We start from the raw sequence: 12,664 nt of genomic DNA, 5'->3' as shown, positions 1-12,664 counted from the left end.
CCAATATGGAATCTGACTGACAGTTATAGGGCTGGCGGGGAACACGGCCAGCCTTTTCTGCCGGCTTAGTCAGGCTAGCTTAGTCAGGCTTGATCCCGAGCTTCGTCACGATCTCCGACCAGGTCTTCACTTCGCGGCCTATCAGCGAGGCAAGCTGCTGCGGCGTGCCGCCGGCCGGGGCGGCGCCATCGGTGGCAAACTTGGTGGCGGCCTCGGGCTGCATTGAAACTTCGATCGTGGCCACTTCCACTGATAGCGGCTCCCTCAGGCGCCAAGGCGTTGGCGCACCCACCCAAAGAAAGTGCCCGCGAAGAACGACCAGACCGACATGACCAGCAGCGCCTCTAAGAAGCTGCCCCAGGAAAATGATGCCGACCGCAGGAGCGGCGAGAAGTTCATGCCATGGAACAGGCTGTTCATGAACTCTAGAAAGGGTCCGGGGGCAGCGAGCCAGACGAGAGTGCACAGCGCGTAGAACAATGCCACCGTGATAGCGAGCGAAATGCCCGTGTGTAACGCCGGGCGTGCTGAATCCTGATTCCGAGGGGCGATTTCGAGTGTGCTCATCGCAGTCTCCTTCAATCCTCAACTGCCATGCCAACAACCTAGTCGCCTTGCCTTTGCGCACCTTGATCTAAATCAATTCCTCGGCGGCCCTGCAGAGTCATGCTCACCTTGCATAGGGCGGCGTTGCAGTTGATTTGCAATCAATACCGGCACGCAAATGCGTTGACCTTCCCACGGCAGTAGGGCTCAAAGGCCATGCGTACCCTTCTTGCAATCGCCACTGCCGCCCTTCGCAGCGCCAGTGCGCTCGCCCAGACTGCACCGACCGCTCCGGCCGACCAGGACCACGCAGCACACCACCCTGCAGACGTTTCCGCCTCTGCGCCGTCGACGCCACCGACGAAGGCTGGCCCGAAGGCAGCTTCGAAGAGTTCCAAGGCAGCCAGTGCGCCGTCCACGGCTCAAATGGACGCCATGATGAAGTCGATGCAGGAGGTGCACGACAAGATGATGGCTGCCAGGACGCCGGAGGAGCGCCAAGCCCTGATGAGCGAACACATGAAGACCATGCAGGAGGGCATGTCCATGATGGGTCAGATGCACGGCGGCAAGGGCACTATGGGCCCGGGTGGCGGAATGGGGATGGGCCCAGACGCCATGAACAAACGCATGGACATGATGGAAATGATGATGCAGATGATGATGGACCGCGAAGTGACCCGCCCCCCCGCGAAGTGACACGAGGACGGAGGTCATGGGCCACGAGCATCACGAGACGCCATCGTTCTGGCGTTCACGCGCTGGATTGGCGCTGCTGGTAGCTTGCGCCGTTATCGGCTTCTACCTTCTGACCAAGCACACGGCGCACTTGCTGGGCGCGCCGCCGTTCTTGCTCTTCCTTGCCTGCCTGTTGATGCATGTGTTCATGCATAGCGGCGGCGGCCATCATCACGGCTCGACGAGGAGTACCAACGATGAACAACGCCGCCAATGACTACGGGCTGGGGTCTCGTCGTCGTCATTCGCTGATCCAAGTTCGGCCGGAATGGTGCCCGCCCCGTCAATAACCACTGATTTGATATCCGGATCGTGACGACGCGGCATTCGACTGGTCGTGCCAACCTAAGAGCGGAATCAAGAAGGGCGACTCGGTGGGCGATGCCGCACCCGCGCCACGTATCCGTCGTGTCTAGGCTGCGCCGCCTTGCGAGTGTGATGACCGCGCATATCGCTCACGGATGCACACACCGCAAGGCCTTCAGGTACTTGGCTGGCAAGAGGTGCCAGGCCGTCAGCCCTGCAATGCGGGCATGATGACTTCCTGCACAATCCGCATGCCCTCAGGCGTGCTCCAGCTCCCCGCAAGCTCGGCAATGACCTGGTTCGTACTGGAGAGCGTGACGCCGTTCTTCTCCATGCGGCGCAAGGCCATGTCGTCGCCAATCTTGCTCGGGGAGCCGCCGGCATCGGCGATCACCTGTACGTCGTTGCCGTCGCGCGTCAAGCTTAGTGCTGGGAACACCGTGCAGACATCATTGGTGACGCCGGCGATGATGAGCTTGCGGCGCCCGGTCGCCTTGACTGCCGCTGCGAAGTTCTCATCGTCCATCGCATTGACGATACCGACGCGCTTGATGCGCACGGCAAACTGGTCCGGCAGGATGGTTTCCAGTTCGCTTAGCAGAGGCCCTTGTGCGTATTCCTCCATGCTGGCGGTAAGTACGACCGGCATCTTGAGGATGCTTGCAGTCTTGGCCAACATCAGCGCGTTGCGCTTCATTTCCTCAAAGGGGATCGAATGTACCCAGCCCATGGTACCGACCTGGTGGTCGATGAGCAGGAGCGCGGCGTTATCCGCCGTAAAGCGTTCGAAAGGCATGGTGAGACTCCTTTTGGTCAGGTTGAGGAGGCGCGCAAAGGCGGGCCTGCGAAAAGCATTACCTTGGCGCTGCCATGGAGGCCCTGAAGCGAGATCGCATGGGGCGTGTCCTGCGCCGCAAAGACAGGGAGCTTGAGATCGTTGTGTCCGAAGTCCTGACAGTCCACTGTCGCAGTGCCGAAGATCGGCATGACGAAGGCGCAATGGCCCGCTTCGATGGGCACAGTTAGGTCGGCACCTTCCTCCAGCGAAATATCGAGCATCGTCACTTCGGTCGGTGGCTCCAGCGGGGATTGGGCATCCCTGAAACTTCCGACTGGCACGCGTACCTTGGCGCCCGGCAACTGCACCACTGGCACGTCCTGCGGCTCCAGGGACAACGTGAATGGCGCGATGCTCTGTCGCTCCGGGGCAAGGTTGACGAAGATCTGCAGCGAATGCACAGTTTTGCCGGGCACAGCCGGAACTTCCTCATGGACGATGCCGCGCCCGGCCGTCGCCCAGTGCAGGCCACCGGGCCGAATCAGGTTGCAGGTGCCGATCGAGTCACGGTTGTCGATGCCCGTGTCTGAATCGAGGAATACGTAGGACACGGCGGAAAAGCCGATATGCGAATGCGGCGGAAAGGTTGGCGCGCTCATCCAGGCATGATCAACCCCAAGGAAAGGATCGATCAACGCAGCCACGCCGCGCAAGCCGTAGGCGCGAAAGTGGCTGCCGTGGTTGGCACGCTGCAGCGGGGCAATGACGGACACGATGTTCGCCTCAGGCGCCCTGAACTTCGCTCAGGGTTGGGTAATCGGTGTAGCCCTGCGCCGTGCCACCGAAGAAGGCGTTACGGTCCGCCTCGTTCATCGGTGCGCTGTCCTTCAGCCGGGTGACAAAATCCGGGTTCGCAAGCACCATCTGACCGTAGGCCTCCAAGTCAGCCAAGCCCGCCACCAAGTCGGCGCCGATCTGCTCGCGCGGGCGGCCCGGCCTGTTCAAGATAAGCATGCCTGTCCAGAGCTCGCGGATGTCTGCCAGCAGCGCATCGTTGCCCAAGTGCATGATATGCAGGTAAGCCAGCCCTAACTTGTCGAGTTCGGCAACCAGGTAGCGGTACAGGTCCGGGCCTTCATCGCCTTCATCAATTCCCCACATCGCCGTGCCGGGCGACAGGCGGATGGCAGTGCGGTCAGCGCCGATTTCCTCGGCGATCGCGGTCGCGACCTCGATGGCAAAGCGGGCTCGGTTCTCGATCGAACCGCCGTATTCATCGGTGCGCGTGTTCGCGCTGGGGGCGAAGAACTGCTGGATCAGGTAGGCGTTTGCGCCATGAATCTCGACGCCATCGGCACCGGCCTCGACCGCACGGCGGGCCGCGTAGCGAAAATCCTGGACGGTCTGGCGCACGTCCTCGGTGGTCAGCGCACGCGGCACAGGGATGTCCTGCATGCCTTTTGCCGTGAACATCGCCGCGCCCGGGGCAATGGCCGAGGGCGCGACGCCCTCCCGGTGATGCGGAGTGTTATCCGGGTGCGACATACGCCCGGCGTGCATCAACTGGATGAAGATGTGACCGCCCTGGGCATGCACAGCATCCGTGGTTTGCTTCCAGCCGCCAACATGCCCGTCGGTATAGATGCCCGGAGTAGTCAGGTACCCCTGCCCGTCGTCAGAGGGCTGAGTGCCTTCGGCGATGATCAGGCCAATGCTGGCTCGCTGCGCATAGTACTCGGCGGCAAGTTCTCCCGGCGTGCCGTCGTGCCGGGCGCGGCTGCGGGTCATCGGTGCCATGGCCAGGCGGTTCTGCAGGGTGTAGCGGCCGACCCGGACGGGATTGAACAGTTTGCTCACGATTGAATTCCTCGGTTGGATTGGATGGATGCATCATCGCGCGATTCCAGCGTGGAATAAATATGGTAATTTGGAGAACATTGATCCATTCACGGAGCAATGTTTATGGAACTGCTTAATGACATGGCCTTGTTTATCGAGGTCGTGAAAGCCAAGGGTTTTCGCAGTGCCGCGGAGACGATGGGAGTGCCGAACTCGACACTATCGCGGCGAATCAGCGGGTTGGAGAAGGCCATCGGGCTGCGCTTGCTACATCGGACGACCCGCAAGATCGAACTGACGGAGGCCGGCCAGATCTACTTCGAACGCTGCAAGCGCATCGTCGACGAAGCCCGGCTGGCGCGAGCAACTTGGCGAAATGCTGGCCCAGCCGAGCGGCGTGCTGCGCGCCTCACTGCCGGTGGATTTCGCCGTGACCTACTTGGCGCCGCTGATCGCCGAGTTTGCTGGCCTCTATCCCGGCATCACCTTCGATTTCGACCTCACACCGCGACGGGTCGACTTGGTCAGCGAACCATTCGACGTAGCGATCCGCATGGGAGAGTGTGAAAGCTCGCAACTGATCGCACGCCCGCTCGCATCGCTTACGCCTTATCTCTATGCCTCGCCCCGCTACCTGGAGAAATCGGGCGAGCCAGCCAAGCCCGCCGATCTGGCGCGCCATGAGTGTCTCGGCATCTTGAAGACGGGATCGTGGACGTTGCACGATGGCAAGCGGGCCGCCACGGTGTCGGTGGGTGGTCGGTTCACGCTCAACAGCGTCGGCATGGCCCGCCGGCTGGCAACGCTCGACTTGGGCATCATCCTGATGCCCGACGAAATCGTCGCCGATGAACTGGCCAGCGGAAACCTGCGCCGCATTATGCCAACATGGCACGGCACACCGATGCCAGTCTACGCCATCACCGAAACTCGCTTACTGCCGGCGAAGACGCAGCGCTTTATTGAGTTCCTGCGGGAACGATTAGGGCAGTAGGTCGGCCAGCTTTGTCCGATTTGCCACCAGCGGGTGCGCACCTACGTGGACGCTGTTGGCCAGGCGGAAATACGCACGGATGCGACCATAAGGAGCGACATGCTCGGCAAGGGCGCGTGTGCCATCTCAGCACCCCTTATTTCCCGAAACAACCAGCTTTCCGGCCTGTCGACGAGGGCCGCTCTTCGTTGAAAGCTGCCGTTTGTCAAATGAGACGGCGAACGACAGAGATGGATCGGTAGTTGCCTCTGTCACCCGCAAGCCCTGGCCAGGATGGACCGAGGGCAGACGGACGTTCGTTCAGGCCCACGCCCGGACATTCGAACGTCGTCTTTATCGCTGACAGCGGCTCTTCGTTGGATGCTGCCATGCAGCTCATCGATGGTCATGCCATTCGGCAAGGAACAGTAGCCCAAAGTCGATGACCGTCTTGCTGTCGCGAATGACCTGGGGGTCAAGCCATACATCGCGCGGAGCAGCACCGGAACACCATCAAACCAAGATCTGCTGCATTAAGCGGACCCCATTCGAGAAAGCCTCACGTCGATGCTTGCGTGAAACCTGCCGGCTCGAGACGTACTGCAGCCAGTCTCACGTCGACACTTCGATGCCGCGCCCCGTCAACTCCGGCCCACCGAATTGCGCTATCTCACGAACCAGCTGCATAACGGTGCGGCACGCTAGTGTGAGTTCACCATGGCGCGAAATGGCCAACGCAATATGGCGCGTGATCTGTGGATTGATGATCTTCGAAGCCTGCAAACGGCAATCACGGCCAGCGTTCGAAATGGCGTACGGCCCCAGTAGGGCGTACATGCCCCCGTCGGCGACATATGGGCGATGCTTGCGCATAATCCCGCAAAGACACCCCGCCGGCGGCAACAACCACCCGTTAAACAAGAGAGGCAACGCCGGCCTTCGCTCTGGATTTCACTTCCACCGGTGCGAGACAACCCATGCCCTCCAAGGCGGACTCCACGGCCTGATCGAGCGGGGTATGCGGTTCCTCCCCAAGCACGGATTTCAGCTTGGCGTTGCCCATGCGCACCGGCTCTTGCCATAGGTAACGCATCTCGCGCATCTCGCGAAAGGTTGCGACGAAGGGCGAGACAAGCGTGAGCAGCCACCATGGGAATGCCCGCAGTTTCGGCGCACGACCGCCGCGACGAACTACGACGCGACGGATGGCTTCGGCCATCTGCATGCCGTCCGCGTCCCAATGCCCCGCCATGTGGAACACCGCAAACGGCTCCAACGATTCGCGCCGCGCGAGCAACTCCACCATCGTGCGCGCCACGTCAGGCAAATAGGACCACTGATGTCCAATTCCGGTGCGCCCCGGGAGATTCACGCCGGTGACGGCCCGACCTGGCTTGACCAACCCTTGCGAGAACCAACTGTTGCCCGGTTTCGGGCCGAAGAAGTCGCCACCGCGAACCACGATTGCGCGCACGCCGCTGACGGTAGCCGAGCGCAGACGCCGCTCCACCTCAACGCGGATTCGTCCCTTGCGCGTTTGCGGGTGCTGTGGCGAGTCTTCGTGCAGCTCCGGGATTGCGTCCGGACCAAAGTTGTAGACCGTGCCTGGCAGCACGATGGTGGCCCCCTGTGCTGCCGCTGCGGCTATCGTGTTGTCGAGCATGGGCAGCACCAGTTTTGCCCAACGATGGTAGCCCGGCGGGTTCACCGCGTGCACGATTACCGAGCATCCTTGCGCTGCCGCCATGACATCCTCGCGACTCATTGCATCACCAGCGATCCAGGTGATGCCATCCCGGACCACGGTGGCCTGCTGGCCCCGCTTGAGCCCGCGCACGTCCCAACCTGCATCGCGAAGCTGGCGTGCGACCTCGCCACCGATGCCGCCGGTGGCGCCCAGGACCAAGGCTGTCTTGCTGGCTTGCATGTCGAATCTCCTCATGAACATGGGAGCATTCTTAGCGCGCCCCTGCTAGAAGAAAATTGACTAATAGTGCATAGTCGCTATAGATTTATGTATGACATCAGAACCTAGCTGGGAGCTCTATCGCTCTTACCTCAGCGTGCTGCAGAAGGGCTCGCTGTCAGGCGCTGCCCGCGCCTTGGGCCTGACCCAACCGACGGTGGGTCGGCATATCGAAGCGCTGGAGAAGTCCCTGGGACTAAACCTTTTCACCCGCTCGCAGTTGGGGCTCCTGCCCACGCCGGCCGCGCTGGAGCTAAAACCCTACGCGCAGGCCATGGCCAGCTCCGCAGCGGCACTCATGCGCGCGGCGGAAAGTCAGGGCGACGTCAAGGGCACCGTGCGTATCAGCGCCAGCGAAGTTGTCGGTGCCGAGGTTTTGCCGCCCATCGTGACGCAACTGCAAGCGACGCACCCTGACCTCAAGATCGAACTCGCGCTGACCAATCGCGTCCAGGATTTGCTGCTGCGCGAAGCCGACATCGCTATTCGCATGACACGCCCCGATCAAGACGCCTTGCTCGCTCGGCGTATCGGCACCGTGGAATTGGGCTTGCATGCCCACCGACGCTATTTGCGCGAACGCGGCACTCCGGAGAACCCCACCGAACTAGCGAAGCACGCATTGATCGGCTTCGACGAGGAAACACCGTTCCTGCGCGCTGCAATCAAAGCGCTGCCGGGGTTGCGTCGCAGCGCCTTTACGTTGCGCACGGACAGCGACCTTGCCCAACTCGCCCTGATCCGTGCAGGAGCGGGCATCGGCGTCTGCCAGGTCATGCTGGCGCGGCGCGATTCGGAACTGGTGCGCGTATTGGCCGATGATTTCGCGCTTCCACTGGAAACGTGGGTCACGATGCATGAAGACTTGCGCCACAGCGCTCGGTGCAAAGTCACCTTTGACGCGCTGTGCCTGGGGTTGAAACGCCACGTGTCTTAAAGGCTATGGCCCGGCGCCAACGGCTACCTCAGTTCCTAAGTCCGCGGTTCAACGCCGAACCGCGTTGATACGATCGGGACCCGCGCGCGCTTCCTGCTGTGTAAGCGGTGGATGCAGCTATCACTTGGCTTTGGCCGGACGGCTGCTCAACGGCAGGCGCCACAGTTCGTAGCGCTCCTGACCGGGCTTAACCGATCCCGCGAAGTGGTCGTTCAGGCTGCTGGAGGTAAACACCAGGTCGCCGCCCGGCTGGATGGCCGGTGTGTCGGGCCAGTGCACGCCCTCGTTGGATGCAACCAGTGACATCGAATTGGCCTTGGGGTCGTACTTGACGATGCCGTTGCGAGTGACATCGGTGATATAAAGGTTGCCCTTGGCATCGGTCACGAGGCCGTCGCTGTTGCCTCCAACCGCGCCAAGGTCCTGGATCTTGTCGGCGATTTGCACGTCGGTGGAGCCAGCCTGCCGCAAGATGACGGTCGGCACTGCACGTGCGCGGGTTCCGGTCGTCACCGTCCAGTACAGCGTGCGCGCATCCGGTGACAGGGCGATGCCGTTGATGCCGATCAGCAGTGGGTTGCCGGGCCACACTTCGGCACCGTGCGACACCACCTTCACGCCCGGCTCGATCTGCAGGCTCGGGTGGCGATCGAGCACGCGTCGTGCATTGCCGCTGGCGAAATCGACCACGATCAGGCCGACGGCGTTGTTCGGGGCACTGCGCGAGCCGCTATCGGAGATGTAAGCGATGCGACGGCTCTCGTCGACGACGACATCGTTGAGGAAGCTCGCCTTCCGGTCGGCCACGCCATCCAGGGCGATGCGCTTGACCGTGCGGCCGGACTTCAGGTCCAGCACCAGCAGCTTCTGGGAGCCGGCCGGCGATTCTGTCTCGCCCGCGACGAATCCCATGTCCAGTGCCCATAGCCAACCGTTCTTGCGATCGACGTAGAAGCCGAGCACGTTGCGCAGGTTCTGCTCGGGGTCGGCATCAGTGGCATTGCCCTGAAGGGACGGGAAGGCGGTCAACCGCGCCGGCCCCGCTTCGGCCTTCGTGTCCAGGATACTCAATGTGGCCGGAACACCGGGGGATACCAGCCGCGGCGTGCTCACGAAGGCCGTACCCTTCGCATCGAAGTGGACGCCGGCGATGGGCGCGCCGACCGAGCCGGAGAAGGCGGCCGGAGCCACGCCTTCCTTGGGGGCATCCCAGCTCACGCCGGTGTAGCTGCGCCAGCGTTCGAGGGCGGGCGCATCCGCCGCGCTGGCCAGATGCGTGAAGGAAAGCAGTGCCGCCATCGCAAGGGCGGACACGCGGTAAATGCGCTCGGTCATGATCGTGCTCGGGAGAATGAAAGGAAAAAGTAAACCGTCGGCAAGACTCAAGCTACCTGCTTCATTTGCAGCAGGTCGAACGCGCCGATCATCGAACCAGCCTTGGCCCGGAACGCATCCAAGTGGGGGCCGCGCATGTGGCTTTCCCAAGCGGCGCGATCTCGCCAGCGTTCGATAAACACGACTTGGCCCGGATGCTCCAGGGATTCGTTCAATTCGTAGCGAATGCATCCGGGCAACTCACGAACGATGGAGACCAGTTCCGACTGCGCTTGGACGAGCGCGGATTCGTAACCGGGCTTGGCTTGTGCGATGGCGATGATGATGAGTTCAGACACGGCTCAACTCCGGATCAGAGAATGGAACGGATGGTGCCGCCTTCGACGCGGACGGCCGCACCGTTGGACGCGGCACCGAGCGGGCTGGCCAGTAGCGCGACCATCGCCGCGATCTCGTCCGCTTCGATCATTCGCGCGATCAGCGAGCTGGGGCGGTAGGTCTGGAAGAAGTTCGCTTCGATTTCCATGTCCGTCATGCCCGGTCGCGGCGCGGTCTGACGCAGGTAATCGACGATGCCGTCGGAGCGGGTAGCCGACGGCAGCACGCTATTGACCGTGACGCCGGTGCCCTTGGTTAATTCGGCCATGCCGCGCGAGACGGCGAGCTGGGCCGACTTGCTGACACCGTAATGCACCATGTCCGGCGGCGTGAACGCGCCCACTTCGCTCGACATGAAAATCACCCGGCCCCAGTTCCGCTCCAGCATGCGCGGGAAATAATGTCGCGACAGGCGCACGCCGGACATCACGTTGACCTCAAGCATGCGCAGCCAGTCCTCGTCGGTGATGTCCGCGAAGGCCTTGGCCTCGTAGTAGCCCAGGTTGTTGATCAGGATGTCGGTATCCGGGTGGGCCGCAACCAGCGCTGCGGCGCCCTTAGCGCTGCTCAGATCTGCGACCACCGTGGAAACTTGCGCTGTGGGCACTGCCTTAGAGATTTCCGCAACGGCGCTGCGCAGTTTTGCGGCATCGCGCCCGGTCAACGTGACGGCGACGCCTTCACGCGCCAGGGTACGGGCGATGGCCAGGCCGATGCCGGCGGTCGCCCCGGTGACGAGAGCGGTCTTGCCTGTGAGTTGAAGATCCATGGTGATTTCCTTTGAGTAAACTGAAGGCGACCCGCAGCATGGACGCGGGTGTCGTTGCGGCAAAGTGGGTCGGGAAACCCGGCGAACCGTGATAGCGCTGCGGCGCCAGGCGTCGTGCTACTTCAAGCGCTTGAGCAGTTCTTGTCCGAGCTTTACGGGGGTGACGGAAGAAGTCTGGCTCATGGCAATTGCCCTGTGATAGCGAATGTGCGCTACTTTATTCATCGCCAAAGTGGAGATAAACTATCCGAACAGAAAAATATTTGTTCCCAGAAGAGCAAGATGAGCCGAAAGTTCGACTACCTTGGGGATGTAGAGGTCTTCATCGCAGTCGCCGAGCACGGCTCATTCACCGCCGGAGCGGTGGCACTGTCGACCACGCCCTCCGTGCTGAGCCGCGCTATCTCCCGTCTGGAGGCACGCCTGGGGCGGCAACTGCTACAGCGAACCACCCGCCGTGTCGGCCTGACCGAGGCCGGACGGCTGTACCTGGAGCAGGTGCGCTCGGCCTTCTCCCTGCTCGTCGAGGCCGAGCGCGACGTACAGGGTCAAGAAGGCGAACTCGCCGGGCGCCTGCGGTTAAGTGTGCCGACGACCTATGGGCACTACCGGCTGCCGCCGTTGCTGGCGCGCTTTGTCCGTCAGTACCCGCTGGTGCAGTTGGAAGTGAACATCACCAATCGCAACGTCGATCTGGTGGCGGAAGGGTTCGATCTCGCCATTCGCCTGGGCCACCTGCCTGACAGCGGCTTGGTGGCGCGCAAACTGGAGGACGCCGCACTGCTCCTCGTCGCATCGCCTGACTACCTCCGCCGGATGGGTGCACCTCAGACGCTGGAGGACCTGCAACGGCACATGTGTCTGCCTTTCATATTGCCGCGGACAGGCCGACTCGCGCCTTGGGTGTTTCGCGATGGCAAACGAGATCTCGACTGGCTGCCCAGTTCATCCATCGAAACGTCAGATGACGTGCTTGGGGTGGTATCACTGGCCGAACAAGGCATCGGCATCTGCCAAAGCTACGAGTTCATCGTCCGGGACCGGATGCAGCGAGGGGAGCTTGTGGAAGTGTTACCGCAACTTCGCGGACGAACGCGACCATTCACCTTGATCTATGCACCGCACCGACGCCAATCAGCAGCCGCGCGTGCCATGATTGACCTTCTGACCTCGGACACACCGTCGCCTGAGGAGAATGCCAACGATGAAGCCTCCGTTTGAACGTTCTTGCAGGTTCAGTAGCATGACCAGCTACTGCGCTTCCTCACGATCCTTGGGCGTAAGGCGCACCGACCAGTCTGGGGCGCTGCCTACCGACTTCAAAACCCAGGTGCCGTCCGGCTTCCGAACGAAGAAGCGACACCAGCTAACCATGGCCGGCCAAGTGTAGAATTTGTGGCCTACCGTCCCGCAATAGCGCCCATCGTTCGAGATTCGCCAATGGCCGGCACCGGCCACACGCCATGGGACGCGCCAGTCCGGACTGCTTTGATAAAGGACCGAATTGAGTTGTCCATAATCGCCATTGGTCGATGAGATACGCGAAGTGTCCGCGTAGACAATGTCGAGATGAGCCCCGGCATAATTTTAAGCAACTCGTCGCGGGTCGCAATGTAAGCGTCTGGATAGATGCTCCCTAAGCTGACCGTGCGCAACGGCCTGAATGCGGCCCTACAAGGTACCCAGCTTCAGCCGGAGCCAGGAAAGGTAGATCTTCCGCTGTCAGGGACTTTCACCGTTCACCCTCTTGCTGGCTAGTCTGCGAGCACTGTATATTTATACAGTTGTCGTCGCATCCCCGAAAAGCTGGCTCCTGAAGTCGAGCCCGTGCGGCGCCTGCGCTTTCTCTCTTTCACCTCGAAAGGCAATTATGTTCGTGGACCGCACCGAAATCATCAACGCCGCCAAGGCACTGCGCGCCAGCCAGGAAGAGTCTAGATACAGCAAGCTCGTCGCGCTCGCGAACAAGCAACTCAAGGCAATGCAAACGGCAATCCAGAAGGGCAGGGAAGAATTCGAGACCAGACTGGTACTCGACATCAACGAAGACAATCCGTAAGCAGCCCTAGAACCGCGCGCGCAAAGGCTAGTCAACGACC

The 12,664-nt window shown here is 61.7% G+C and carries 15 protein-coding genes and 1 pseudogene; 6 read left to right on the top strand and 10 right to left on the bottom strand.

Annotation, left to right across the window (positions count from 1 at the left end):
• Positions 1-79: 79 nt before the first annotated feature.
• Together ACOCMH_RS03785 and ACOCMH_RS03780 are read right to left on the bottom strand one after the other, a co-directional pair.
• Positions 80-244, bottom strand: coding sequence for a hypothetical protein (locus ACOCMH_RS03785; RefSeq protein ID WP_427307844.1), 165 nt, complete (start codon positions 242-244; stop codon positions 80-82).
• A gap of 20 nt (positions 245-264) precedes the next feature.
• Positions 265-567 carry a DUF5676 family membrane protein gene (locus ACOCMH_RS03780; RefSeq protein WP_427307843.1) on the bottom strand — a complete coding sequence of 101 codons (303 nt, stop codon included), beginning with the start codon at positions 565-567 and terminating at the stop codon, positions 265-267.
• A gap of 195 nt (positions 568-762) precedes the next feature.
• Here ACOCMH_RS03780 and ACOCMH_RS03775 point away from each other — a divergent pair, with 195 nt between their 5' ends.
• Positions 763-1,245 carry a hypothetical protein gene (locus ACOCMH_RS03775; RefSeq protein WP_427307842.1) on the top strand — a complete coding sequence of 161 codons (483 nt, stop codon included), beginning with the start codon at positions 763-765 and terminating at the stop codon, positions 1,243-1,245.
• Positions 1,246-1,261: 16 nt separating this feature from the next.
• Complete coding sequence (locus ACOCMH_RS03770) at positions 1,262-1,501, top strand: DUF2933 domain-containing protein (protein WP_427307841.1); 240 nt, start codon at positions 1,262-1,264, stop codon at positions 1,499-1,501.
• A gap of 297 nt (positions 1,502-1,798) precedes the next feature.
• Here ACOCMH_RS03770 and ACOCMH_RS03765 read toward each other — a convergent pair whose 3' ends face one another.
• Genes ACOCMH_RS03765 through ACOCMH_RS03755 form a run of 3 tightly spaced genes read right to left on the bottom strand, consistent with a single transcriptional unit; the run spans position 1,799 to position 4,225 of the window.
• Complete coding sequence (locus ACOCMH_RS03765; protein WP_427307840.1) at positions 1,799-2,386, bottom strand: isochorismatase family protein; 588 nt, start codon at positions 2,384-2,386, stop codon at positions 1,799-1,801.
• A gap of 17 nt (positions 2,387-2,403) precedes the next feature.
• Positions 2,404-3,141, bottom strand: coding sequence for a pirin family protein (locus tag ACOCMH_RS03760; RefSeq protein ID WP_427307839.1), 738 nt, complete (start codon positions 3,139-3,141; stop codon positions 2,404-2,406).
• Positions 3,142-3,151: 10 nt separating this feature from the next.
• Entirely contained in the window at positions 3,152-4,225 is a 1,074-nt protein-coding gene (locus ACOCMH_RS03755) for an alkene reductase (RefSeq protein ID WP_427307838.1), read from the bottom strand.
• A 105-nt stretch (positions 4,226-4,330) separates the two neighbouring features.
• Between ACOCMH_RS03755 and ACOCMH_RS03750 the strand changes: the two are divergent.
• Positions 4,331-5,201, top strand: a pseudogene (locus ACOCMH_RS03750) (LysR family transcriptional regulator).
• A 591-nt stretch (positions 5,202-5,792) separates the two neighbouring features.
• Here ACOCMH_RS03750 and ACOCMH_RS03745 read toward each other — a convergent pair.
• Together ACOCMH_RS03745 and ACOCMH_RS03740 are read right to left on the bottom strand one after the other, a co-directional pair.
• Positions 5,793-6,017, bottom strand: coding sequence for a hypothetical protein (locus tag ACOCMH_RS03745; protein WP_427307837.1), 225 nt, complete (start codon positions 6,015-6,017; stop codon positions 5,793-5,795).
• A 76-nt stretch (positions 6,018-6,093) separates the two neighbouring features.
• The gene (locus ACOCMH_RS03740; protein ID WP_427307836.1) at positions 6,094-7,107 is read right to left on the bottom strand and encodes an NAD-dependent epimerase/dehydratase family protein; all 1,014 of its coding nucleotides are present in this window, start codon (positions 7,105-7,107) and stop codon (positions 6,094-6,096) included.
• A 91-nt stretch (positions 7,108-7,198) separates the two neighbouring features.
• Here ACOCMH_RS03740 and ACOCMH_RS03735 point away from each other — a divergent pair, with 91 nt between their 5' ends.
• Entirely contained in the window at positions 7,199-8,083 is an 885-nt protein-coding gene (locus tag ACOCMH_RS03735; RefSeq protein ID WP_427307835.1) for a LysR family transcriptional regulator, read from the top strand.
• 120 nt (positions 8,084-8,203) lie between these two features.
• On the opposite strand, the gene ACOCMH_RS03730 is transcribed toward ACOCMH_RS03735, so the two are convergent.
• From ACOCMH_RS03730 to ACOCMH_RS03720, 3 genes are read right to left on the bottom strand one after another with little or no spacing between them, the layout of a single operon-like run.
• Positions 8,204-9,418 carry an L-dopachrome tautomerase-related protein gene (locus ACOCMH_RS03730; protein WP_427307834.1) on the bottom strand — a complete coding sequence of 405 codons (1,215 nt, stop codon included), beginning with the start codon at positions 9,416-9,418 and terminating at the stop codon, positions 8,204-8,206.
• 47 nt (positions 9,419-9,465) lie between these two features.
• Positions 9,466-9,756, bottom strand: coding sequence for a putative quinol monooxygenase (locus ACOCMH_RS03725; RefSeq protein WP_427307833.1), 291 nt, complete (start codon positions 9,754-9,756; stop codon positions 9,466-9,468).
• Positions 9,757-9,770: 14 nt separating this feature from the next.
• Positions 9,771-10,565, bottom strand: coding sequence for an SDR family NAD(P)-dependent oxidoreductase (locus ACOCMH_RS03720; protein WP_427307832.1), 795 nt, complete (start codon positions 10,563-10,565; stop codon positions 9,771-9,773).
• A gap of 282 nt (positions 10,566-10,847) precedes the next feature.
• Between ACOCMH_RS03720 and ACOCMH_RS03715 the strand changes: the two genes are divergently transcribed.
• Positions 10,848-11,786 carry a LysR family transcriptional regulator gene (locus ACOCMH_RS03715; RefSeq protein ID WP_427307831.1) on the top strand — a complete coding sequence of 313 codons (939 nt, stop codon included), beginning with the start codon at positions 10,848-10,850 and terminating at the stop codon, positions 11,784-11,786.
• Positions 11,787-12,441: 655 nt separating this feature from the next.
• Positions 12,442-12,624 (top strand): hypothetical protein, encoded by a 183-nt coding sequence (locus ACOCMH_RS03710; protein ID WP_427307830.1) that lies wholly within the window; start codon positions 12,442-12,444, stop codon positions 12,622-12,624.
• Positions 12,625-12,664 lie beyond the last annotated feature (40 nt).

Source organism: Cupriavidus sp. H39, from assembly GCF_050271075.1.
GTDB lineage: Bacteria > Pseudomonadota > Gammaproteobacteria > Burkholderiales > Burkholderiaceae > Cupriavidus > Cupriavidus necator_B.
Note: the sequence above shows the minus strand (reverse complement) of the source record. Positions and strands in the feature narration are given on the sequence as shown.

Coding starts and splice junctions, on each gene's coding strand:
- ACOCMH_RS03780 (WP_427307843.1), bottom strand. CDS start 567: ATGAGCACACTCGAAATCGCCCCTCGGAATCAGGATTCAGCACGCCCG.
- ACOCMH_RS03775 (WP_427307842.1), top strand. CDS start 763: ATGCGTACCCTTCTTGCAATCGCCACTGCCGCCCTTCGCAGCGCCAGT.
- ACOCMH_RS03765 (WP_427307840.1), bottom strand. CDS start 2,386: ATGCCTTTCGAACGCTTTACGGCGGATAACGCCGCGCTCCTGCTCATC.
- ACOCMH_RS03715 (WP_427307831.1), top strand. CDS start 10,848: ATGAGCCGAAAGTTCGACTACCTTGGGGATGTAGAGGTCTTCATCGCA.
- ACOCMH_RS03730 (WP_427307834.1), bottom strand. CDS start 9,418: ATGACCGAGCGCATTTACCGCGTGTCCGCCCTTGCGATGGCGGCACTG.
- ACOCMH_RS03745 (WP_427307837.1), bottom strand. CDS start 6,017: ATGTACGCCCTACTGGGGCCGTACGCCATTTCGAACGCTGGCCGTGAT.
- ACOCMH_RS03770 (WP_427307841.1), top strand. CDS start 1,262: ATGGGCCACGAGCATCACGAGACGCCATCGTTCTGGCGTTCACGCGCT.
- ACOCMH_RS03740 (WP_427307836.1), bottom strand. CDS start 7,107: ATGCAAGCCAGCAAGACAGCCTTGGTCCTGGGCGCCACCGGCGGCATC.
- ACOCMH_RS03735 (WP_427307835.1), top strand. CDS start 7,199: ATGACATCAGAACCTAGCTGGGAGCTCTATCGCTCTTACCTCAGCGTG.
- ACOCMH_RS03720 (WP_427307832.1), bottom strand. CDS start 10,565: ATGGATCTTCAACTCACAGGCAAGACCGCTCTCGTCACCGGGGCGACC.